At 71.3% G+C, this 22,760-nt stretch carries 20 protein-coding genes; 6 read left to right on the top strand and 14 right to left on the bottom strand.

What is annotated here, in order from left to right:
* Positions 1 to 153: 153 nt before the first annotated feature.
* The 7 genes from truB to rimP form a co-directional block, all read right to left on the bottom strand.
* Positions 154 to 1,059, bottom strand: coding sequence for a tRNA pseudouridine(55) synthase TruB (gene truB / locus ACFVTC_RS33180; RefSeq protein WP_390132155.1), 906 nt, complete (start codon positions 1,057 to 1,059; stop codon positions 154 to 156).
* Positions 1,056 to 1,505: a 30S ribosome-binding factor RbfA gene (gene rbfA, locus ACFVTC_RS33175; RefSeq protein ID WP_329290832.1), complete on the bottom strand. Its 450-nt coding sequence runs from the start codon at positions 1,503 to 1,505 to the stop codon at positions 1,056 to 1,058. Before rbfA ends, truB begins: the two co-directional genes overlap by 4 nt.
* Positions 1,506 to 1,538: 33 nt before the next feature.
* Positions 1,539 to 1,832, bottom strand: a complete 294-nt coding sequence (locus ACFVTC_RS33170) for a DUF503 domain-containing protein (protein WP_153288273.1) — start codon at positions 1,830 to 1,832, stop codon at positions 1,539 to 1,541.
* 287 nt (positions 1,833 to 2,119) lie between these two features.
* Entirely contained in the window at positions 2,120 to 5,275 is a 3,156-nt protein-coding gene (gene infB / locus ACFVTC_RS33165; RefSeq protein WP_390132154.1) for a translation initiation factor IF-2, read from the bottom strand.
* Positions 5,276 to 5,422: 147 nt separating this feature from the next.
* A complete protein-coding gene (locus ACFVTC_RS33160) occupies positions 5,423 to 5,701 on the bottom strand; it encodes a YlxR family protein (RefSeq protein WP_168530488.1) in 279 nt (92 codons plus the stop codon).
* A 102-nt stretch (positions 5,702 to 5,803) separates the two neighbouring features.
* Positions 5,804 to 6,850, bottom strand: a complete 1,047-nt coding sequence (gene nusA / locus ACFVTC_RS33155; RefSeq protein WP_168530487.1) for a transcription termination factor NusA — start codon at positions 6,848 to 6,850, stop codon at positions 5,804 to 5,806.
* Between the two features lie 2 nt (positions 6,851 to 6,852).
* On the bottom strand, positions 6,853 to 7,395 hold the full coding sequence (gene rimP, locus ACFVTC_RS33150; protein WP_390132153.1) for a ribosome maturation factor RimP: 543 nt from the start codon (positions 7,393 to 7,395) through the stop codon (positions 6,853 to 6,855).
* Positions 7,396 to 7,638: 243 nt separating this feature from the next.
* Between rimP and ACFVTC_RS33145 the strand changes: the two genes are divergently transcribed.
* The 3 genes from ACFVTC_RS33145 (at position 7,639) to ACFVTC_RS33135 (ending at position 9,792) form a co-directional block, all read left to right on the top strand.
* Complete coding sequence (locus ACFVTC_RS33145) at positions 7,639 to 8,268, top strand: hypothetical protein (protein WP_390132152.1); 630 nt, start codon at positions 7,639 to 7,641, stop codon at positions 8,266 to 8,268.
* Between the two features lie 104 nt (positions 8,269 to 8,372).
* Positions 8,373 to 8,804 (top strand): ferritin-like domain-containing protein, encoded by a 432-nt coding sequence (locus ACFVTC_RS33140; RefSeq protein WP_390132187.1) that lies wholly within the window; start codon positions 8,373 to 8,375, stop codon positions 8,802 to 8,804.
* 40 nt (positions 8,805 to 8,844) lie between these two features.
* Entirely contained in the window at positions 8,845 to 9,792 is a 948-nt protein-coding gene (locus ACFVTC_RS33135) for an aminoglycoside phosphotransferase family protein (RefSeq protein ID WP_390132151.1), read from the top strand.
* Between the two features lie 333 nt (positions 9,793 to 10,125).
* Here ACFVTC_RS33135 and ACFVTC_RS33130 read toward each other — a convergent pair whose 3' ends face one another.
* The 6 genes from ACFVTC_RS33130 to dxr form a co-directional block, all read right to left on the bottom strand.
* Entirely contained in the window at positions 10,126 to 11,817 is a 1,692-nt protein-coding gene (locus ACFVTC_RS33130) for a proline--tRNA ligase (RefSeq protein ID WP_329290819.1), read from the bottom strand.
* 92 nt (positions 11,818 to 11,909) lie between these two features.
* The gene (locus tag ACFVTC_RS33125) at positions 11,910 to 12,479 is read right to left on the bottom strand and encodes a GNAT family N-acetyltransferase (protein WP_390132150.1); all 570 of its coding nucleotides are present in this window, start codon (positions 12,477 to 12,479) and stop codon (positions 11,910 to 11,912) included.
* A gap of 79 nt (positions 12,480 to 12,558) precedes the next feature.
* Positions 12,559 to 13,407, bottom strand: coding sequence for a GNAT family N-acetyltransferase (locus ACFVTC_RS33120; RefSeq protein WP_390132149.1), 849 nt, complete (start codon positions 13,405 to 13,407; stop codon positions 12,559 to 12,561).
* 350 nt (positions 13,408 to 13,757) lie between these two features.
* Positions 13,758 to 14,915 carry a flavodoxin-dependent (E)-4-hydroxy-3-methylbut-2-enyl-diphosphate synthase gene (gene ispG / locus ACFVTC_RS33115; protein ID WP_168530480.1) on the bottom strand — a complete coding sequence of 386 codons (1,158 nt, stop codon included), beginning with the start codon at positions 14,913 to 14,915 and terminating at the stop codon, positions 13,758 to 13,760.
* 438 nt (positions 14,916 to 15,353) lie between these two features.
* Positions 15,354 to 16,658, bottom strand: a complete 1,305-nt coding sequence (locus ACFVTC_RS33110) for a M50 family metallopeptidase (protein ID WP_390132148.1) — start codon at positions 16,656 to 16,658, stop codon at positions 15,354 to 15,356.
* Entirely contained in the window at positions 16,655 to 17,911 is a 1,257-nt protein-coding gene (dxr, locus tag ACFVTC_RS33105) for a 1-deoxy-D-xylulose-5-phosphate reductoisomerase (protein ID WP_390132147.1), read from the bottom strand. The genes ACFVTC_RS33110 and dxr overlap by 4 nt, the downstream gene beginning before the upstream one ends.
* Positions 17,912 to 18,100: 189 nt before the next feature.
* On the opposite strand from dxr, the gene ACFVTC_RS33100 reads away from it, so the two are divergent.
* On the top strand, positions 18,101 to 18,553 hold the full coding sequence (locus ACFVTC_RS33100) for a lamin tail domain-containing protein (RefSeq protein WP_168530477.1): 453 nt from the start codon (positions 18,101 to 18,103) through the stop codon (positions 18,551 to 18,553).
* A gap of 103 nt (positions 18,554 to 18,656) precedes the next feature.
* Here the strand turns inward: ACFVTC_RS33100 and ACFVTC_RS33095 are convergent, their stop codons facing one another.
* On the bottom strand, positions 18,657 to 20,597 hold the full coding sequence (locus tag ACFVTC_RS33095) for an acyl-CoA dehydrogenase family protein (RefSeq protein ID WP_390132146.1): 1,941 nt from the start codon (positions 20,595 to 20,597) through the stop codon (positions 18,657 to 18,659).
* 466 nt (positions 20,598 to 21,063) lie between these two features.
* Here ACFVTC_RS33095 and ACFVTC_RS33090 point away from each other — a divergent pair, with 466 nt between their 5' ends.
* Together ACFVTC_RS33090 and ACFVTC_RS33085 are read left to right on the top strand one after the other, a co-directional pair.
* Positions 21,064 to 22,077 (top strand): LacI family DNA-binding transcriptional regulator, encoded by a 1,014-nt coding sequence (locus tag ACFVTC_RS33090; protein WP_390132145.1) that lies wholly within the window; start codon positions 21,064 to 21,066, stop codon positions 22,075 to 22,077.
* A gap of 170 nt (positions 22,078 to 22,247) precedes the next feature.
* Positions 22,248 to 22,730, top strand: coding sequence for a hypothetical protein (locus ACFVTC_RS33085; RefSeq protein WP_390132144.1), 483 nt, complete (start codon positions 22,248 to 22,250; stop codon positions 22,728 to 22,730).
* Positions 22,731 to 22,760: the final 30 nt, after the last annotated feature.

The following is a 22,760-nucleotide window of genomic DNA, read 5'->3' as shown; positions in this document are numbered from 1 at the left end:
GGGCGCGAAGCCCCGTGACCGCCGCTCCACGGGCGAGTGGTCCCTGCCGCAAGCACGCGCGCCCCGCACGGCCCGCGAGCACGCGCCCCGCACGGCCCGCAGGATCTCGCGGGCCGTGGGGATTCGGGGGCCTCGAAGGATGCCGCGGGGGCCTCAGCCGAACACGGCGAGGCTCTTGGCCTTCCCCTTCTGCTCCTCCACCAGCGCCAGGAACTGCCCCGCCGGATCGAAGACGGCCACGGCGCCCGCCCCGGCGTACTCCTCGGGGATCTCCAGGCGCACGCCGTTGAGCAGCAGTCGCGCCCGTCTGTCGTCCACGTCCCAGCGCGGGAACGCGGCCGTGGCGGCCTCCGCGATCGGCATCACGGTCAGCTCCTCCTGGAGCTGGTCGAGGGTGCGCGCGCAGTCCAGCTTGTACGGGCCGACGCGGGTACGGCGCAGGGCGGTGAGATGGCCGCCGACGCCCAGGTCCGCGCCGAGGTCGCGGGCGAGTGCCCGGATGTACGTCCCGGACGAGCAGACCACGGAGACGACCAGGTCCAGGACGGGCGTGCCGTCCTCGGCCACGGCGTCCCGGATGTCGTACACCGTGAACGACGAGATCGTCACCGGGCGGGCCGGGATCTCGAAGTCCTCGCCCTCACGTGCCCGCTTGTACGAGCGCACGCCGTCGATCTTGATGGCGCTGACCTTGGACGGCACCTGCATGATGGCGCCGCTGAGCTTGGCGATCCCGGCGTCGACGGCTTCCCGGGTCACCCGGGAGGCGTCGGTGGAGGAGGTGAGGTCGCCCTCGGCGTCGTCCGTCAGCGTGTTCTGGCCGAGCCGGATCGTCCCGAGGTACTCCTTCTCGGTGAGCGCGAGGTGCCCGAGGAGCTTGGTCGCCTTCTCGACGCCGAGGACGAGCACGCCCGTCGCCATGGGGTCGAGGGTGCCGGCGTGGCCGACGCGGCGGGTCTTCGCGATGCCCCGCATCTTGGCGACCACGTCGTGCGAGGTGAAGCCCGACGGCTTGTCCACGATGACAAGCCCGTCGGGCGTCCGGAGCTTCTGGGTCATTCGGCGGCGTCGTCCTCGTCCTCGTCGCCCGGCTTCTTGTACGGGTCGGCTTCACCGGCGAAGGCGGCTCCCGCCGAGACCTCACGCACCTTGGCGTCGGAGGCCCGTGCCTTGTCGAGCAGGTCCTCGATGGTCTTGGCGGTGTCCGGCAGGGCGTCCGCGACGAAGGTCAGGGTCGGGGTGAACTTCACGCCCGCCGCCGCGCCGACCGCGGAGCGGAGCACGCCCTTGGCGCTCTCCAGGCCCGCGGCCGCGGCCGCGCGCTCCTCGTCGTCCCCGTACACCGTGTAGAAGACGGTCGCCTCCCGGAGGTCCCCGGTGACCCGGGTGTCCGTGATGGTGACGTGGGTGCCGAGCCGCGGGTCCTTGATCCCGCGCTGCAGCTTCTTGGCCACGACCTCTCGGATGAGGTCCGCCAGCCTCTTGGCACGCGCGTTGTCGGCCACTGGTCCGTCTCCTTCTTCGCCTTGCTTGTTTCGTCAGTCTTCGTCTGTGTGGAGCCTGCGCCGTACCGAGAGCAGTTCCACCTCCGGCCGTGCAGCGACGAACCGTTCGCACCGGTCCAGTACGTCGGTGAGGTGCTCGGTGTCTCCGGAGACCACCGCGAGGCCGATCTCGGCCCTGCGGTGAAGGTCCTGGTTGCCCGTCTCCGCCACGCTGACCGCGTACTTCCGCCGGAGTTCGGCGACGATCGGGCGGACGAGAGAGCGCTTCTCCTTGAGCGAGTGGACATCGCCGAGGAGCAGATCGAAGGACAGCGTCCCCACATACATGTGTAACCGGATGTCCCGCCGGTACGGGATAGACGGCCTGCCAGTCACTTGGCAGGGACATCAGAACCGTACAACGAACGGGTGGGATGCTCGCCGGGGTTTTTCGCCCCCGCATCCTCCGGGGTTCCGCCCCGGGCCCCGTGGGCCGTTCTTCGACCGCGGGCCGGTGGGGGCCTGTCGCGCAGTTCCCCGCGCCCCGGGACAGGGGCGCGGGGAACTGCGCGATCGTTCAAACGGCAAGCCGGCCGACGGTGATCCCTCACCGCCGGCCAGCTCGAGCCACTGCCTTACGACCGCGGCTTCTCGCGCATCTCGTACGTCGCGATGACGTCGTCGACCTTGATGTCGTTGAAGTTTCCGAGGTTGATACCACCCTCGAAGCCTTCGCGGATCTCGGTGACGTCGTCCTTGAAGCGACGCAGCCCGGAGATGTTGAGGCTCTCCGCGATGACCTTGCCGTCGCGGATGAGGCGCGCCTTGGTGTTGCGCTTGACCTCGCCCGAGCGGACCAGGACACCGGCGATGTTGCCCAGCTTGGACGACTTGAAGACCTCGCGGATCTCCGCCGTGCCGAGCTCGACCTCCTCGTACTCCGGCTTGAGCATGCCCTTCAGGGCCGCCTCGATCTCCTCGATGGCCTGGTAGATCACCGAGTAGTACCGGACGTCGACGCCCTCGCGCTCCGCCATCTGCGCCGCGCGGCCCGCTGCGCGGACGTTGAAGCCGATGACGATGGCGTCGGAGCCGGTCGCCAGGTTGATGTCGGACTCGGTGACCGCACCCACACCGCGGTGCAGGACACGGATGTCGACCTCGTCGCCGACGTCGAGCTGGAGCAGCGAGGACTCGAGAGCCTCCACCGAACCGGACGCGTCGCCCTTGATGATGAGGTTGAGTTCCTGCACCAGACCGGCCTTGAGGGCCTCGTCCAGGTTCTCCAGGGAGAACCGGACACCCCGGCGGGCGAAGTTGGCGTTGCGCTCACGCGCCGCCCGCTTCTCGGCGATCTGACGCGCCGTGCGGTCCTCGTCGACGACGAGGAAGTTGTCGCCGGCGCCCGGGACGTTGGTGAGACCCAGGACCAGGACGGGGGTCGACGGACCCGCTTCCTCGACGTTGTTGCCGTTGTCGTCGAGCATCGCCCGGACACGGCCGTACGCGTCGCCGACCACCATGGTGTCGCCGATGCGCAGCGTGCCGCGCTGGACCAGGACCGTCGAAACGGCACCGCGGCCGCGGTCGAGGTGGGACTCGATCGCGATGCCCTGCGCGTCCTGCTCCGGGTTGGCCCGCAGGTCGAGCGAGGCGTCCGCGGTCAGGACCACGGCCTCCAGCAGCTGGTCGATGTTCAGACCCTGCTTGGCGGAGATGTCGACGAACATCGTGTCGCCGCCGTACTCCTCGGCCACCAGACCGAACTCGGTGAGCTGACCGCGCACCTTGGTCGGGTCCGCGCCCTCGACGTCGATCTTGTTGACCGCGACCACGATCGGCACGTCGGCCGCCTTGGCGTGGTTCAGCGCCTCGATCGTCTGGGGCATCACGCCGTCGTTGGCCGCCACCACGAGGATCGCGATGTCGGTCGACTTGGCACCACGGGCACGCATGGCGGTGAACGCCTCGTGACCGGGGGTGTCGATGAAGGTGATCCTGCGCTCTTCACCGTTGACCTCGGTCGCGACCTGGTACGCACCGATGTGCTGCGTGATACCGCCGGCCTCGCCCGCGACGACGTTCGTCTTGCGGATGGTGTCGAGAAGGCGGGTCTTACCGTGGTCGACGTGACCCATGACGGTCACGACCGGCGGACGGACCACGAGGTCGTCCTCGTCGCCCTCGTCCTCACCGAACTCGATGTCGAAGGACTCGAGCAGCTCGCGGTCCTCCTCCTCGGGGCTGACGATCTCGAGGACGAAGTTCATCTCGTCCGCGAGGAGCTTCAGCGTCTCGTCGGAGACGGACTGCGTGGCAGTGACCATCTCGCCGAGGTTCATCATCACGCCGACGAGCGACGCCGGGTTGGCGCCGATCTTCTCGGCGAAGTCGGTGAGGGACGCACCGCGCGACAGGCGGACGGACTGTCCGTTGCCGCGAGGCAGCATCACGCCGCCGACCGACGGGGCCTGCATGGCCTCGTACTCCTGGCGCCTCTGCCGCTTCGACTTGCGACCACGACGCGCCGGACCGCCGGGACGGCCGAACGCACCCTGTGTGCCACCACGGCCACCGGGACCACCCGGACGACCACCGAAGCCGGGACGACCGCCGCCGCCACCGCCGGGACCACCCGGACGGCCGGCGAAACCGCCGCCACCGCCACCGGGACCCGCCGGACGACCGGCGAAACCGCCACCGCCGCCACCGGGACGACCGGCGAAGCCGCCGCCGCCCGGACGACCGCCGCCGCCACCGGGACCACCGGGACGACCGCCGCCGCCACCGGGACCACGGCCACCGGGGCCGCCGCCGGGACGCGGGCTGCCCGCAGCAGGACGCTGCGGCATCATGCCGGGGTTCGGACGGTTGCCACCGGGGCCACCGCCGGGACGCGGAGCGCCACCCTGCGGACGGGGCATGCCGCCCGGGGTCGGACGGGCACCGCCCGGACCGCCCTGCGGACGCGGAGCGCCGCCGGGACCGCCCTGGGGACGGGGACCGCGGTCCTGGCCGCCCGCGCCCTGCGGACGCGGACCACCGGGAGCACCGGCGCCACCGGGTCGGGGCGCGCCACCCGGACGGGGCGCCTGCGGGCGCGCCATTCCGGTGGAGCCACCCGAGGTGAAGGGGTTGTTGCCCGGACGGGGACCGGCCGGACGGGCACCGGGACGCGCGGACTGGCCACCGGGACGCGGGGCGCCCTGACGGTCGCCGCGGTCGGGACGGTCGCCACGCTCGGGACGGTCACCGCGGCCCTGGCCACCCTGGCCGGGACCACCGGCGGGACGGGCACCGGGACGCGGGGACTGGCCACCGGGACGCGGGGCGGAACCCGGACGGGGACCCGCGGCCGGAGCCGAGGGAGCCGACGGGGCCGACGGCGGCGCGGTGAACTCGGGAACGGCCGGCGCCGGAGCCGCGGGAGCGGGCTTCGGAGCGGGCTTGGGACCCGGAGTCGGACGCGGACCCGACGCGGCCGGGGTGACCGGCGCGGCGGCGGGCCGCTCGGAAACAGCCGGCTTCGGGGCCGGCGGGCGCGGGGCAGCCGGACGGGCGGCCTGCGCGGGAGAGGGGGCTGCCGGCCTCGCCGGGGCAGCCTTGCGTGCGGCGGGCTTGCCGCCACCGTTGCCCTGCTGGAGGGCGTCGGTCAGTTTGCGTACTACGGGCGCCTCGATCGTCGACGACGCCGAACGGACGAATTCACCGAGCTCCTGGAGCTTGGCCATGACGACCTTGCTCTCAACCCCGAACTCCTTGGCGAGTTCGTATACCCGGACCTTAGCCACTTCGCTCCTTTTAGGTCCGGGTTGCGTCCGGACCGTCGCTACTTCATGGGCGTACTCATCGCGTGCTCATCGAGTGCTCATCGCAATCTCGACCTACTTCCAACTCGCGGGGTACCAGGGCCGTACGGGGGTTCCGCACGACACGTCTTACGGTGTTGCCTGCTCGACGCAGAGGCGCAACGCCGCTGTGTCGAGCACTCCCTGGGCACGCAGCGCCCGTGGGAACGCCCGGCGGCGTACCGCCAGGTCCAGACAGACCGGGGCGGGGTGTACGTACGCGCCCCGGCCGGGCAGCGTACCGCGATGATCGGGGACGCATTCACCCTCGATCGCCACGACCCGCAGCAGATCAGTCTTGGCCGCTCGTTCCCGGCACCCCACACAGGTGCGTTCAGGGCATGCGCGGGCTCGCGTCCGGCCAGACACTCTTAAGTCTACCTCTCCGCACCGACCTCACCCCTTTGGGGCAAGAATCGAACACTTGCTGCGCAGACAACTGTCGTGATCCAAGCCACTCGCGGCTTGGATCTATTCCCCGCTCCGGTCCCCGCGCCGGTCCCCGCTCCGGTCCCCGCGCCGCTCGGCGGGCTCGTCGGAGGACTGCTCGGTGTCCGGGCGGATGTCGATCCGCCAGCCGGTGAGGCGGGCCGCGAGGCGGGCGTTCTGGCCCTCCTTGCCGATCGCCAGTGACAGCTGGTAGTCGGGGACCGTCACCCGCGCGGAGCGGGCCGCGAGGTCGACGACCTCGACCTTGGAGACCCGGGCCGGTGACAGCGCGTTCGCCACCATCTCCGCCGGGTCGTCCGACCAGTCGACGATATCGATCTTCTCGCCGTTCAGCTCGGCCATGACGTTGCGCACCCGGCCGCCCATGGGACCGATGCAGGCACCCTTGGCGTTCAGGCCCGACCGGGTCGAGCGGACGGCGATCTTCGTGCGGTGGCCGGCCTCACGGGCGATGGCGGAGATCTCGACGGACCCGTCGGCGATCTCCGGCACCTCCAGCGCGAAGAGCTTCTTCACCAGGGCGGGGTGCGTGCGGGACAGCGTCACGGACGGACCGCGCACGCCCTTCGCCACCCGGACGACGTACGAGCGCAGTCGCAGACCGTGCTGGTACGTCTCGCCGGGGACCTGCTCCTGCACGGGCAGGATGGCCTCCAGCTTGCCGATGTCGACGAGCACGTTCTTCGGGTCGCGTCCCTGCTGGACCACGCCCGTCACGATGTCGCCCTCGCGTCCGGCGTACTCGCCGAGCGTCGCGTCGTCCTCCGCGTCCCGCAGACGCTGCAGGATCACCTGTTTGGCGGTGGTCGCGGCGATCCGGCCGAACCCCGACGGGGTGTCGTCGAACTCGCGTACCTCCTGCCCCTCCTCCAGGTCCTCGGGGTCCTCCTTCGCCCACACGGTCACATGACCGGTCTCCCGGTCGAGCTTCACGCGCGCGTGGCGGCGGCTTCCCTCGGTGCGGTGGTAGGCGATGAGGAGGGCCGACTCGATCGCCTCGACCAGCAGGTCGAAGGAGATCTCCTTCTCCCGTACCAAACCCCGCAGGGCACTCATGTCGATGTCCACGGCTACGCCTCCTCTGCGTTCTCTTCGGTTTCTTCGGCTTCTTCGGTTTCTTCGGGCTTGTCGTTCGCGTTCTTACGGTTGAACTCGACCTGGACACGCGCCTTGGCGATGTCCGCGAGGGCGAGCCGCCTGGTGGTGGGCCTGCGCCCCTTCACACCCGGCACCTCCACGTCGAGGCCGTCGTCGTCGGCGTTCAGGATGCGGGCGACCAGCTCGGCGCCGTCGCCCAGCTGGAACTTCACCAGCCGGTCCGTGGCGCGTACGTAGTGACGGTGCTCCTTGAGCTCGCGCTCGGCACCGGGGGTTCCGACCTCGAGGGTGTACTCGCCCTCGCCCATCGCGTCGCTCTCGTCGAGCTTCGCCGAGAGCGCGCGGCTCACATCGGCGATCTGGTCCAGGTCCGCACCGGCGTCCGAGTCGACGACCACACGCAGCACGCGCTTGCGTCCGACCGAGTCCACCTCGATCTCTTCGAGGTCGAGTCCCTGGGAGCTGACGAGCGGTTCCAGAAGTTCTCGCAGCCTCTCGCTCTGGGTGGTGCTCATCCGGGTGACTCCTCGGCCGCGTGTGCTGTTGTGGGTTGGTCGCGTGTCTGGGTCAAAGGGTATCCGGTCGCAGGGGGTGTTGCCGTCCACCGGGGGCGGGCACGGGAAGGTCCCTCGGCCGCCCGCGAACCGGTCCGGCGCAGGCACGGGAGAGCCGCTGGCGAGCGCCGGGTCCCGGCGCGGGTACCGTGATCACGGGCGCGCCGCCCTCCCGTTCGTACGAGCCTTCCGAGGACGTCTGCCGTGTCGTTCACCCCGCCGCCCCGCACTCCGTCGGGTCCGCGCCGAAGGAGCCTGCTCACGAGCACCGCCGCGGGCGCCGCCGTGCTCGTGGGCTGTTCCGCTCGCGAGTCGTCGTCCCCCGGTACCGCGGTCCGGAGCCCCTCGGCCGCGGACGCCGCACGCGCGCGTGCCGCCCGCGACAGCGAGACGCTCGCGGCGCGCTACGCCGCCGTGATCGCCGCCCATCCGCCGCTGGCGAAGCGGCTGGACCCGCTGCGCACCGAGGTCGTACGGCACGCGCAGGCGCTCGGCGGCCCCGGGCGTCGGCCCTCGGCCTCACCGTCCGCCTCGTCGTCCGCCTCTTCGTCCGCCTCGTCGTCCGCCTCGTCGTCCGCGTCCCCTTCGGGCTCTGCCTCCGCGTCGCTCTCGGCCTCCGGCTCCCCTTCGGATCCGGCTTCCGCGACTTCCTCGCCCGCCGTGCCGGTCCGCGAGAAGGACGCCCTCGCCGACCTCGCGGCCGCCGAACTCGCCCTGGTGGACCGGCGAACGAAGGCCCTGCTGGACGTGCCGGGAGAGTTGGCCAGACTGCTGGCCTCGGTGGCGGCGGCCGGGGCGGCCCACGCGTTTTTGCTGACCAAGGAGGCGAAGTGAGCTCGACGGGAGCGACGGAACCGGCCGGGAAGGCCGAGAGGACCCCCGAAGCGGGGACGGCCGAGAACGCCGGGCGGAAGGCCGCGGCGGCGGAGCTCACGGCCCTGCAGGCAGCGCTGGCCGCCGAGCACGCGGTGGTGTACGGATACGGGGTCGTCGGCGGCAGGATCGGTGAGTCCCGCCGGGGCGAGGCACGCGCGGCGTACGACGCGCACCGTGCGCGCCGCGACGAACTGGCGCGCGCCATAAGGGACCTGGGCGGACAGCCCGTGCCCGCGGCGGCGGCGTACGCGCTGCCCTTCGCCGTCAAGGACACCGGCACGGCCGTACGGTTCGCCGCCGAGCTGGAGGACCGTGTGGCCGGGATCTACTCCGACCTGGTGCGCGCCTCCTCGGGCGACCGGCGGCGCTCGGCGGCCGAGGCGCTGCGGGAGGCGGCGGTGCGGGGAGTGCGCTGGCGCGGGGAGAGCGTAGCCTTCCCTGGTCTCGCCGAGCGGACGACCGCCTCGTTCGCGGCGGCACCCTCCCACACCTGACGCGACTCTCGGAAGGAACCCCTCCCGCATGGACTCCCGCATGGCTTTCGAACCGCCGCAGCGCCTGGTGCGGGCGCTCGGCGAGGCGCAGCGGGGCGGGTTTGACGAGATCAAGGGGGACGACGGGTCGGGGAAGTGGCTGGACCAGCTGGCCGGGTCTCTTCAACAGGCGGTCGGCCTACGTGAGTTGACCGTGGAGCGGGTGCAGGCACCGGGCGGGCGCAGCAGCCTGGTCGTGCTGGTGCGGCAAGCCGACGGGACGCCCGCGGTACTGAAGCTGGCGCCGGAGCGGGCGCGTCCGGAGAGCGAGCGGGCCGCGCTCGCCCACTGGGGCGGCCGGGGCGCGGTGCAGCTCCTGCCTCTTCCCGGCGCGGTGGGCGACGTCCACGGAGTGCTGCTGCTGGAGCGGCTGCGGCCCGATCTGTCCGTGCGTTCGCTGCCGGAGGCGAAGGCGTTGCTGGAGGCGGCCGGCACGCTGCGGCGGCTGTGGGTCGAGCCGCCCGCCGCGCGGGCGCACGTCTTCGAGACGGTGGCCGAGCGGACCGGCCGGCAGGCCGAGGCGATGCGGGCCGCGGCGGACACCGACGCCGAGGTCCGGGAGCTGGTCGACGCGGCGCTCGCGGCCCGTGAGGAGCTGATCGCGGGCCCGCCCGAGGAGCGGCTGCTGCACGGCACCTTCCGGCAGAGCAAGGTGCTCGCGGGTGAGCGCATGCCCTGGCTGGCCGTGGGCCCGGACCCGGTGATCGGTGAGTGCGCGTTCGATCTGGCCCGGCTGGTCCGTGACCGGGTGGAGGACCTGATCGCCTCGCCCTCGGGGGCCTCGATCACCCGGCGGCGGGTGAAGCGGCTCGCCGAGTCGCTGGAGGTGGACCAGGAGCGGCTGCGCGGCTGGACCCTGTTCCGGGCGGTCGAGTCCGGCGTGCGGGCGCGGCGGGTGGGGCGCGAACAGGACGCCGAACTGCTGCTGGAGTTCGCCGGCTGGCTCTGAGCCGGCGGGCCACGCGGCCTGTTCCGATCACCCGGCCCGGCCGCCCCTCGCCGGATGGCGCGGTGCTGCCCCGTCCTCCGGTCGGCGAGTCGCGGGAGGAAGACGCCGCCGAGCATCCGCGCCGCCCGGGAAGAACACTCCGGGCGGCGGCTTCCGGGACGGACTTCTCCGACCGACTTCCCCGACGGACCTCCGGCACTGGCTTGCGGCATGGGCCGGGGCGTGGCACCCCGGCCCACGGCCGTCCGTCCTGCCGACGTCTGCCGCCCTGCCTCCGTCAAACCGTCAGGCCGTCAGGCCGTCAGGCCGTCAGGCCGTCAGGCCGTCAGGCCGTCAGGCCGTCAGGCGCGCGATCGCCTCGTCGACGGTCAGTTCCTCGCGCTCGCCGGTGCGGCGGTCCTTGAGTTCCAGGACGCCCTCGGCCGAACGGCGCCCGGCGACGAGGATCTGCGGTACGCCGATGAGTTCGGCGTCCGTGAACTTCACGCCCGGGGAGACACCGGCGCGTTCGTCCACCAGGACCCGCACGCCCGCGGCGCCCAGCTTCTCGGAGACGTCGAGGGCCAGCTCGGTCTGCAGCGCCTTGCCCGCGGCGACGACGTGGACGTCGGCGGGGGCGATCTCCTTGGGCCAGCACAGACCCTGCTCGTCCGCCGACTGCTCGGCGAGCGCCGCCACCGCGCGCGAGACTCCGATGCCGTAGGAGCCCATGGTCACGCGGACCGGCTTGCCCTGCTGGCCGAGGACGTCGAGCTGGAAGGTGTCGGCGTACTTGCGGCCGAGCTGGAAGATGTGGCCGATCTCGATGGCGCGGTCCAGCTTGAGGCCGGCGCCGCAGGACGGGCAGGGGTCGCCCTCCTCGACGACGACGACGTCGAGGTAGTCGTCGACCTCGAAGTCACGGCCCGCGACGACGTTCTTCGCGTGCGTGTCGGCCTTGTTGGCGCCCGTGACCCACGCCGTGCCCGGCGCCACCCGCGGGTCGGCGATGTAGCGGACCTTCTCCAGACCCTGCGGACCCACGTAACCCCGTACGAGGTCGTCGCGGCCTTCGAAGTCCTCCGCCGTCACCAGTTCCACGACGGCGGGCGCGAGGTGCTCACCCAGCTTGCCGAGGTCGACCTCGCGGTCGCCCGGGACGCCGACGGCGACGATCTCGCCGTCGACCTTGACCAGCAGGTTCTTGAGGGTGGCGGAGGCCGGGACGCCGAGGTGCCGGGCGAGCGTCTCGATGGTCGGGGTGTCGGGGGTGTCCAGCTCCTCGACCGGGCCGTGCTCCTCGGAGACGGGCGTGAGCTTGAAGGTCACGGCCTCCGTGTTGGCGGCGTAGTCGCAGGCCGGGCAGTCCACGAAGGTGTCCTCGCCGGCCGCGGCGGGAGCGAGGAACTCCTCGGAGGCGGAGCCGCCCATGGCACCCGAGACCGCCGAGACGATGCGGTAGTCGAGGCCCAGCCGGGCGAAGATCTTCTGGTACGCGGCGCGGTGCAGCGCGTAGGACTCGGCCAGGCCCTCGTCCGTGGTGTCGAAGGAGTACGAGTCCTTCATCTGGAACTCGCGGCCGCGCAGCACGCCGGAGCGCGGGCGGGCCTCGTCCCGGTACTTGGTCTGGATCTGGTACAGCATGACCGGCAGGTCCTTGTACGACGCGACCTGGTCCTTCACCACCAGGGTGAAGATCTCCTCGTGGGTGGGGCCGAGCAGGTACTCGCCGCCCTTGCGGTCCTGGAGGCGGAACAGCAGGTCGCCGTACTCCTCCCAGCGGGCCGAGGCCTCGTAGGGCTCCTTGGGGAGGAGGGCCGGGAGCAGGACCTCCTGGGCGCCGATGGCGTCCATCTCCTCGCGCACGACCCGGGAGATGTTGTCGAGGACCTTCTTGCCGAGCGGCAGCCAGGTCCAGATGCCGGCGGCGTTGCGGCGCACATAGCCGGCGCGGACGAGCAGCTTGTGGCTGAGCGTCTCGGCGTCGGCCGGGTCGTCACGCAGTGTCTTGACCATCAAACGGGACATGCGCTGGACCTGGGCCATGGTTCTCGACTCCTGCTGCGTGAGGGTGATGGCAAGGAGGTTAGCCGGGGGGCCGCCGTCCCCGGAAATCCGTTTCGCCCCGGGGTCGCCCGTCAGGGGCGCCGCAGCGGCAGTGGTGCGCCCATCACGGCGTACGGTTTCGGCGCGCTCGGGAAGAGGACCTGCCGTGCCAGGTCCTCGTAGCCCAGCGAGTGGTACAGGCCGCGGGCGGGACTGTCCGTGTCGATGGCCGAGAGGATCGAGCGGGGTTGGGCCGCGCTGTCCGTGATGCCGGTGATCAGGGCGCGGCCCGCGCCGCGGTTCTGGTAGCGCGGGTGGACGTGCAGCTCGGTGATGACGAAGGAGTCGTCGAGCCAGGTGTCGTTGCCCCGCGCCCGCAGATAGGGCTCGACGACGGTCGACCACCAGTGCCCACGGTCGTTGGGCATGCCGTAGACGAATCCGACGAGCCGTCCGTCGACGGTGGTGGCCCCGAGGGCGCGGGCGCCCGGACAGGTGAGGTGGCGCAGCACGATCTGCCGGCGGACGGCGATCTCGTCGGGGCCCAGCCCGAAGGCGAGCGCCTGGACGGCGAGCGCCTCGTCGACGCGCGCGGCGAGATCCAGCGGGCCGATGACCACGTCGTCGGGGGTGCGGGGCCCCTGACCGGGAAAGCGCAGCATGCCGGGGAGACTACAGGGCACGTACGGGGCGCAGAGCGGCTCTCCGGCGCGGTGGCCGCGGGTGCGGCCGGCGGTGTGGCTAGAACAGGACGCTCATGAACGCCCCGACCTCCTGGAAGCCCACGCGTCGGTAGGTCGCGCGGGCGGCCGTGTTGAAATCGTTGACGTAGAGGCTGACGAGGGGTGCGACGTCCGCGAGGGCGTAGCGCAGGACGGCCGCCATGCCGGGGGCCGCGAATCCCTGGCCCCGGTACTCGGGGGCGACCCAGACGCCCTGGATCTGACAGGCCTGGGTGGTGGCGGCGCCGATCTCGGCCTTGAAGACGACCTTGCCGTTGTGGTCGAGTCGGGCGAACGAGCGTCCGGTGCCGACGAGTTCGGCCACCCGCGCCTGGTAGAGGAGGCCGCCGTCGCCGGCGAGCGGCGAGACGCCGACCTCCTCGGTGAACATGGCCACGCACGCCGGCATGATCGTCTCCATCTCGTCCTTGCGGATGCGGCGGAGGTAGGGGTCCGGGGCGATGTCGGCGGGCAGGCGGTCGGTGACCATGAGGGGCTGGTGACGGCGGACCTCGCGGGCGGGGCCCCAGCTAGGTTCGAGCAGCCGCCACAGCTGGGCGGTGGCCTCGACGGGGCCGACGATCGAGGAGCAGCGGCGGCCGGCCCGGCGGGCACGGTCGGCGAAGCCCCGGACGGCTCGGGGGGTCGCGCAGATCGGGACCAGGTTGGCGCCGGCGTAGCAGAGGGACTGCAACATGCCGTCCTCGTACCAGCCCCACATCTCGCCGCCGAGCCGCCACGGGTCGAGGCCGGCGATCTGCACCCGGGATGCGACGAAGGCGTTGGCGACCGGCTCACGGCCGAGCACGGCGAGCGCGGCGTCCAGGTCACTCGGTTCGAGGACCCTGGTGGTGGTCTGGGTCAACACGTACGGGGGCCTCACCCTGGGGTCTACTGATCTCCGCACTGTACCTGGCGAGGTTGTGGGGCGCCGCCCCTTGTACGGGGGCGGACCTTCGGCCGCGGGGGGTCTCGGACTCAGGGAGTGCTCGACCGCGGGTGGGTGGGGGCTGAGCGCGCGGTTCCCCGCGCCCCTGGAGGGGGGCGGGGAGTCGGTGGCTTCGGGAGCGGGGTGAACGGCCCCGGGCTCCGTTCGACCCGCCGGGCCGGACACGCCCCGTCAGGGGCGCTGGGGACCGCGCGACCTGTCCCCACTGCCCGCGGCGGAGGGGACGCCTCGGGCGGGGAGGCGGGGCGAGGCCCCGGGGACGGCGGGCGTCAGCCCGCCACGGCCACCGAAGGCTCGCCGGAGGCGACCCCGTCGGCCTCCATCTGCTCGGCGAGCTTCATCGCTTCCTCGATGAGGGTCTCCACGATCTTCGACTCGGGCACGGTCTTGATGACCTCGCCCTTGACGAAGATCTGCCCCTTGCCGTTGCCGGAGGCGACGCCGAGGTCGGCCTCGCGGGCCTCGCCCGGTCCGTTCACCACGCAGCCCATGACGGCGACGCGCAGGGGGACCTCCATGCCGGTCAGACCGGCGGTGACCTCCTCGGCCAGCTTGTACACGTCGACCTGGGCGCGGCCGCAGGACGGGCAGGAGACGATCTCCAGGCCGCGCTGCTTGAGGTTGAGGGACTCCAGGATCTGGAGGCCGACCTTGATCTCCTCGACGGGCGGGGCCGAGAGGGAGACCCGGATCGTGTCGCCGATGCCCTCGGACAGCAGCGCGCCGAAGGCGACCGCCGACTTGATCGTGCCCTGGAAGGCGGGGCCCGCCTCCGTCACACCCAGGTGGAGGGGGTAGTCGCAGGCGGCGGCCAGCTGCCGGTAGGCGTTGACCATGACGACCGGGTCGTTGTGCTTGACCGAGATCTTGATGTCCCGGAAGTCGTGCTCCTCGAAGAGGGACGCCTCCCACAGCGCCGACTCGACGAGCGCCTCCGGCGTCGCCTTGCCGTACTTCTGGAGCAGGCGCCGGTCGAGCGAGCCCGCGTTGACGCCGATCCGGATCGGGGTGCCGGTGTCCTTCGCGGCTCGGGCGATCTCCTTGACCTGGTCGTCGAACTGCTTGATGTTGCCGGGGTTGACGCGCACCGCGGCACAGCCGGCGTTGATCGCCGCGAAGACGTACTTCGGCTGGAAGTGGATGTCCGCGATCACCGGGATCTGCGACTTGCGGGCGATGGTCGCGAGGGCGTCCGCGTCGTCCTGGGTCGGGCAGGCGACCCGGACGATCTGGCAGCCGGACGCCGTCAGCTCGGCGATCTGCTGCAGCGTCGCGCCGATGTCCGACGTACGCGTCGTCGTCATCGACTGCACCGAGACGGGTGCGTCTCCACCCACGGCCACGGTTCCGACCTGGATCTGCCGGCTCTTGCGGCGCTCGGCGAGCTTGGTCGGAACGGACGGCATGCCGAGAGAAATCGCAGTCATCTGCTGTGCAACCCCAAGTTGTGGATCAAGGTCCCGGAATCGTGGGCTCCAGGCTCCGAGATTACGGCACGGAGGTGTACGGAGGCACATGACGTCCTGCGGTCCACTCGATGACGTTGTAGGGCGATCGGCCCGACATGGAGACGGTTCCCCCTGGGCAGCCTGTCCGGATGGAAGCCTGTCCGGCCGATCGCCGTGCCCTCGGGCGACCCGTTCGGCATCCGGTACGGTGCGGATCCGCAGTGCCGTCACGGTTCGCTGAAAGACGCCGCTCTCCCCCACACCCGCTGTCCGACCCGCACTTTCGCGCGGTCACCGAAACGCGTCGTACGAGAACCGCACACGTGAAGAAGCGAGGAAGCCCCGCCCTTCGTCCGTGTGAGGTACACGGGTGAAGGGCGGGGCACAGGCGGCCGGGCTGCCCGGACGGGTGCTCCGTCAGCTGATGCGGACCGGGTTGACCACGTCCGCGATCAGGACGAGAAGCGTGAAGCAGACGAAGATCCCGGCCACCACGTAGGCCACCGGCATCAGCTTCGCGACGTCGAACGGACCCGGGTCGGGCCGCTTGAGCACCTTCGCCGCGTTCCGCCGCAGCGACTCCCACAGCGCGCCCGCGATGTGCCCGCCGTCGAGCGGGAGCAGCGGGAGCATGTTGAACAGGAAGAGGGAGAGGTTGAAGCCCGCGACCAGCAGCAGCATCATCGCGACCTGCTGGGAGGCCGGGATGTCGAGGGTGAAGACGTCACCGCCGATCCGGGCCGCTCCGACCACGCCCATCGGGGAGTCCGCCTTGCGCGGGCCGTCGCCGAAGGCCGCGTTCCACAGGTCGGGGATCTTGCCGGGCAGCGAGACCAGCGACTCGACGCCGTTCTGCATCATGTCGCCCATGCGGTTCACGGACTGTCCGAACGACTGCTGGACGATGCCGGAGGCGGGGGTGAAGCCGAGGAAGCCGGCGTACACGTACTTGCCCTCGACGTAGCCGCCGTTGCCGTCGGTCTTGCTGACCTGGTTCTTGATCAGGTGGGCCTTGAGGTCGAGCCGCTGTCCCTTGCGGTCGACCGTGATGGTGACGTCCCTGCCGGGGTTGGAGCGGATGTCGGACTGCAGGGCCGACCAGTCGCCGACCGCCCTGCCGTCGAACGCGACGATCTTGTCGCCGCCCCTGAGCCCGGCCGCCTTGGCGGGCGCGGCCTCGTCGCTCGCCGCGCACTTGGAGCGGTTCTCGCTCTGCTGGATGACACAGTCCGAGACCTTGCCGACCGTGGTGGTCTGGGTCTGCACGCCGAACGTCATCATCACGCCGAGGAAGATCGCGACGGCCAGGATCAGGTTCATGAACGGGCCCGCGAACATCACGATCACGCGCTTCCACGGCTTGCGCGTGTAGAAGAGGCGGGTCTCGTCACCGGGCTTGAGCTCTTCGAAGGCGGCGGACCGGGCGTCCTCGATCATGCCCCGGAAGGGGGAGGTCGAGCGTGCCTCGATCCGGCCGTCGGGTCCCGGCGGGAACATCCCGATCATGCGGATGTAGCCACCGAGCGGGACCGCCTTCACCCCGTACTCGGTGTCGCCCTTCTTCCGCGACCAGATGGTCGGCCCGAAGCCGACCATGTACTGCGGCACCCGGATGCCGAAGAGCTTGGCGGTCGACAGATGCCCCAGCTCGTGCCAGGCGATCGAGATGAGCAGGCCGACCACGAAGACGACTATGCCGAGGATCATCATCAGGGTCGTCATGCACGAGCCTCCGCGGTTGTCGTCTGTGCCGTCAGTTCACGGGCCCGGGCACGCGCCCAGGTCTCCGCTTCGAGGACGTCCGCCACCGTCAGGGAAGTTCCCGATCGGGGTGTTCCGTGTTCCTCGACCACCCGTGTGACGGTCTCCATGATCCCATTGAACGGCAGTGTGCCGTTCAGGAACGCGTCGACGCACTCCTCGTTGGCGGCATTGAACACCGCCGGCGCCGTGCCCGCGAGCCGGCCCACGTGCCGGGCGAGTCCGACCGAGGGGAACGCCTCGTTGTCGAGCGGGAAGAACTCCCAGCTCGACGCCTTGGTCCAGTCGCAGGCCGGGGCCGCGTCGGGGACGCGCTCCGGCCAGCCGAGACCGATGGCGATCGGCCCCCGCATGTCGGGGGGCGTCGCCTGGGCCAGTGTCGATCCGTCCGTGTACTCAACCATCGAGTGGACATACGACTGCGGGTGCACGACCACCTCAATGCGATCGAAGGGAATGTCGTAGAGGAGGTGCGCCTCGATGACTTCCAGCCCCTTGTTGACCAGGGTCGCGGAGTTGATCGTGATGACCGGTCCCATGGCCCAGGTCGGGTGGGCCAGGGCGTCGGCGGGTGTGACGTTCGCCAGCTCCGCCTTCGTACGGCCCCGGAAGGGTCCTCCGGAGGCGGTCACGACCAGTTTGCGGACGTCCGCGCGGGTGCCGGCCGCCAGGGCCTGGAACAGGGCCGCGTGCTCGGAGTCGACGGGAATGATCTGTCCCGGCTTGGCCAGCGCCTTGACCAGCGGGCCGCCGACGATGAGCGACTCCTTGTTGGCGAGCGCGAGGGTGCGGCCCGCCTCCAGGGCGGCGAGGGTCGGGGCGAGGCCGATGGAGCCGGTGATGCCGTTGAGGACGGTGTGACCGTCGGATCCGGCGAGGTGGGTGGCGGCGTCGGCTCCCGCGAGGATCTCGGGAAGCGGCTCACCGGCGGCGTACTGCGCGGCCAGTGCCTCCCGCAGCGCGGGTACGGCGTCCTCGCGCGCGACGGCGACCGTGCGCACCCGCAGTCGACGGGCCTGCTCGGCGAGCAGTCCGACCCTGCCGCCGGCGGCGGAGAGCCCGGTGACGCGGAAGCGGTCGGGGTTGCGCAGCACGAGGTCGATGGCCTGGGTCCCGATCGACCCGGTGGAGCCGAGGATCACGACATCCCGGACTCCGTCCACGGGGTCGAAGACAAGATGCGGATCAGCGAGGGGGGCTGGACTGTCGCTCATCCCCCCATTGTGGCCGCAACGCGGGCCGCGCAGGACAGGGCTCCCCCCTTCCGCCCGCCCTCCTTAGCACCCCGGCGTACCGGAGGACGCGAAATCATCCTTTGTGAATCTCGCGTGAAGATCACGTGATAGCACTTCACCACTGGCCGGTGGACGACCGGCCGGGGAACGACACCCTGGGGGGTTCTCATGCGGATACGCGCTGCCCTGCCCGCGCTCGCGGGCGCCGTGGCACTGACAGGCACGTTTCTTCTCAGCACTCCGGCGCAGGCCGCCGGCGGTGTGACCATCCATCACGTCTGGTTCGACAGTCCGGGCTCCGACAACCGCTCCAACGCGAGTCTCAACGGCGAGTGGGTGCAGCTCAGGAACACCGGTTCCGCGGCGGTCTCGCTCAAGGGCTGGGTCCTGAAGGACGTGTCCAACCACCGGTACACCTTCCCCAACGTGAAGATCGGGGCGGGCAGGACCATGAAGGTGCACACCGGCAGCGGTACGGACACCACGGCGGACAAGTACCAGCACCGCCGCGCGTACGTCTGGAACAACACCAGTGACACGGCCACGCTCACGAAGGCGAGCGGCTCCAAGGTCGACTCGTGCTCGTGGACGACGCGGGATCCCAGCGACAAGTACTGCTGATCCCCGGGCGCCCCGCCGCCCGGGGGCATCGGACGGCGGGGCGGGGGGCGTGGCCGGCGCGCCCGACGGCGCCGGCCACCGCGTGTCCCTGCCGGCACCCGGGTCAGCGGATGGGCCGGCGCACGTTCTCCCGCTGGGCGGGACCGGGCGTCGCGTCGGCGATCCACGGTCCGTCGCCGGACGGGTCGACGACCCCCTCCTCCAGCCAGGTGTAGGTGCCCGACATCACACCCTTGACGACCCTGCGGTCGAGCTCGTCGGTGTTGGTCCACAGCCGCCCGAAGAGTTCGTCGACGCGGATGCGGGACTGCCTGCAGAAGGCGTCGGCGAGTTGGTACGCCTCACGGCCGTGCTCCCCTTCGGTGCGCAGGAGTTCGGCCCGCACGCAGGCGGCGCTCATCGCGAAGAGCTCGGCGCCGATGTCGACGATCCGGCCCAGGAAGCCCTGCTTGGTCTCCATCCGTCCCTGCCAGCGGGACATGGCGTAGAAGGTGGAGCGGGCCAGCTTGCGGGAGCTGCGTTCGACGTAGCGCAGATGCGGCGAGAGATCGACGCCGTGCTGGAACTCGCCGTACGAGCGCGGGAGCTGACCGGGGCCGGCGACCAGCTTCGGGAGCCACTTGGCGTAGAAGACGCCGGCGTTGGCGCCCGCCCTCGCCTTGTCCGAGAGGGACTTGTCGGGGTCGATGAGGTCACCGGCCACCGAGAGGTGGGCGTCCACGGCCTCGCGGGCGATCAGCAGGTGCATGATCTCCGTCGAGCCCTCGAAGATGCGGTTGATGCGCAGGTCCCGCAGGATCTGCTCGGCCGGGACCGCCCGTTCGCCGCGGGCCTTGAGGGACGCGGCGGTCTCGAAGCCGCGGCCGCCGCGGATCTGGACCAGTTCGTCGGCCATCAGACAGGCCATCTCGGAGCCGTACAGCTTGGCGAGGGCGGCCTCGATACGGATGTCGTTGCGGTCCTCGTCGGCCATCTGCGAGGACAGGTCGACGACCGCCTCCAGGGCGAACGTCGTCGCCGCGATGAAGGAGATCTTCGCTCCGACCGCCTCGTGGAAGGCGACCGGCTTGCCCCACTGCTCGCGCGCGGCGGACCACTCGCGGGCGATCTTGAGACACCACTTCCCCGCTCCGACGCACATGGCGGGGAGCGAGAGCCGGCCCGTGTTGAGCGTGGTCAGCGCGATCTTCAGACCCGCGCCCTCCGGGCCGATCCGGTTCGCGGCGGGGACGCGTACCTGGTGGAAGCGGGTGACACCGTTCTCCAGACCGCGCAGGCCCATGAAGGCGTTGCGGTGCTCGACGGTGATGCCGTCGGAACCGGCCTCCACCACGAACGCGGTGATGCCGCCCTTGTGGCCCTCGGACTTCGGCACGCGCGCCATGACGACGAGCAGATCGGCGACGACACCGTTGGTCGTCCAGAGCTTCACGCCGTCGAGGACGTAGTCGTCGCCGTCCGGCACGGCGGACGTCGCCAGCCGCGCCGGGTCGGAGCCGACGTCCGGCTCGGTGAGCAGGAAGGCCGAGATGTCGGTACGGGCGCAGCGGGGCAGGAAGGTGTCCTTCTGCTCCTTGGTGCCGAAGATCTTCAGCGGCTGGGGTACGCCGATCGACTGGTGCGCGGAGAGCAGCGCGCCGATCGCCGGGCTCGCGGAGCCGACCAGGGCGAGTGCCTTGTTGTAGTACACCTGGGTGAGGCCGAGGCCGCCGTACTTGGTGTCGATCTTCATGCCGAGGGCGCCGAGCTCCTTGAGCCCGTCGACGACCTCGTCGGGGATCCGCGCCTCGCGCTCGATACGGGCGGAGTCGATCTTCGTCTCGCAGAAGTCGCGCAGCTTGGCGAGGAACTCCTCGCCGCGCTGGACCGCCTCGTCGGGCGGCAGGGGGTGCGGGTGGATCAGGTCGAGCCGGAAGCGCCCGAGGAACAGTTCCTTGGCGAAGCTGGGCTTGCGCCAGTCCTGTTCCCGCGCCGCCTCGGCGACCTGACGGGCCTCACGTTCGGTGACTGTGGGCCGGTGGGGTGTTGCGGACAAGAAGCTCACCTCGCCGCGAATAGGGATCACTGGGGGTCTTCGTTACTGACCGGTGCTACTCGATCGTATGTACCTGATTGCGGGCGACCCCACCAGTCCTCGCGCAGCGTTCGGACCGTCCCCCGACCGTGCGGGGAGCGGCCGACGTCCGCCGCGTACGCGGCTTTCCATCCGGTGTCGCCCGACATGTTCCACATTGCGTCATCCCGACCGGCACCGCCGTGCCGGGTGTCGCATCAGTGGACCGTTCGCGTGACACTCCTCCACGGTCACCTTCTCGCCGAAAGGGCGCGACGGAGGAAGGCACGGGCCCCCACGACGCGTCCGGCGAGGAGCGGTGTCGAAGCGCTTCAACACCGCTCGGCGTCTCTGGACACGCTCTCGCCATCGGGCTAATGTCGAGCCGCCCTCACTCGGTCCTGCCGGTGGGTGAGACGCGAACTGTCGAAGCGCTTCACGAAGCTTGGAGAGCCGGATGGTCACCCTCGCCGAGGTCGCCCAGCACGCCGGAGTCTCGGCGAGCACGGTGAGCTACGTCCTCAGCGGCAAGCGGTCCATCTCCGCGGCGACCCGGCAGCGGGTCGAGCTGAGCATCCGGGAACTCGGCTACCACCCGAACGCGGGTGCCCGAGCCCTGGCGAGCAGCCGGTCCAACATCATCGCGCTGATGGTTCCGCTCCGCACCGACATGTACGTACCCGTGATGATGGAGATCGCCATCGCGGTGGCGACCCACGCCCGCACCTTCGGGTACGACGTGCTGCTGCTCACCGGCGAGGAGGGGCCCGACGCCGTACGCCGGGTCACCGGCAGCGGGCTCGCCGACGCGATGATCCTGATGGACGTCGAACTCGACGACGAGCGGCTGCCGTTGCTGCGCCGGACGGACCAGCCGTCCGTGCTGATCGGGCTGCCCGCCGACACCTCGGGACTGACCTGCGTCGATCTCGACTTCGGGGCGACGGGCGCGCTGTGCGCCGAGCACCTGGCGGTGCTGGGCCACCGGGACATCGCCGTCATCGGCGAGGCACCCGCCGTCTACGAGCGGCACACGGGCTTCGCCGAGCGCACGCTCGACGGACTCCGGTCCCGCGCCCGCGAGTTGGGCCTACGGGTGTTGCACCGTCCCTGCGAGGGCGGCTTCGACGCGATGTCCCTGACACTGGCCCGGGTCTTCGACGAGCGCCCCGGCACCACGGGCTTCGTCGTGCAGAACGAGTCCGCGGTCGAGCCGCTGCTCGCCCTGCTGCGCCGGCAGCGGCGTGCCGTCCCCGAGGACGTGTCGGTGATCGCGATCTGCCCGGACCAGGTCGCCACACAGGCGTCGGTGCGGCTGACGTCGGTCGCCATCCCCGCCCAGGAGATGGGCCGGCACGCCGTCGAGATGGTGATCGCCAAGCTGGAGGGGCGCGGCACCGTCGAAGTCGCGCTCATCGCACCCGAGTTGACGGTCCGCGCGAGCACGGGCCCGGCCCCCGCGTCCGCCTGACGGGCCGCCCGGCCCCTGCCGGCTGCCCACGGGTGTCCCCGCGGATGTCCGCGCAGGACGGGCCTCCGGCTGCCCGCGGCGGAACAGCCGCGCGGCACGTGACGTTTCCGTTGCCCGGAACTGTGGCCTCCACCACAGCGGGGCCGTTCCGGCCCTGCTGAAGTCGGCGGATGGTTCCTCTGCTCCTGTTACTGCTTCCGGGCGGGCTGGTCGCCTGCGTCGCCCTAGCCGGGTACGGCTTCGGCAGGCTCGGCCGCCCGGACGCGGAGCGCGCCGGCGGCGGAGGGTGGCTGCGCGGGCCGGCCGCCCTCCTGGGTGCCGCCGCGGCCGCCGTGTATGTGTGGGGCCTGCTCCATGTCGCCGGAGCGGTCCTGGCCGCGGAGGACGGCGGCACCGACTCGGCGCCGATCCGGCCGTGCCGTACGCCCGGCTGGCAGGAGTGGGCGCGGGACCCCGGCATCACCGGTTACACGGTGAGCTATCTGCCCGTGCGGTTCGTCTGCGAGACGGGGGACGGCGGACGGTACGCCACCGGCCACGTCCCCAGGTACGTCAACCCGGCCTTCTTCTGCCTCGCGGCGGCCGCGGTGGCGCTGGCCGGCACCGCCGCCCTCGACACGGAGCGCCGGGACAGGAGGAGGCCGGCCGTGTGACGCCCGGCGCCCGACCGCCCGTGCTTCTCG

It is taken from the genome of Streptomyces sp. NPDC057950, assembly GCF_042887295.1.
GTDB classification, from domain to species: domain Bacteria; phylum Actinomycetota; class Actinomycetes; order Streptomycetales; family Streptomycetaceae; genus Streptomyces; species Streptomyces kaempferi.
The sequence above is the reverse complement of the archived record's forward strand: the minus strand, read 5'-3'. Positions and strand labels throughout refer to the sequence as shown.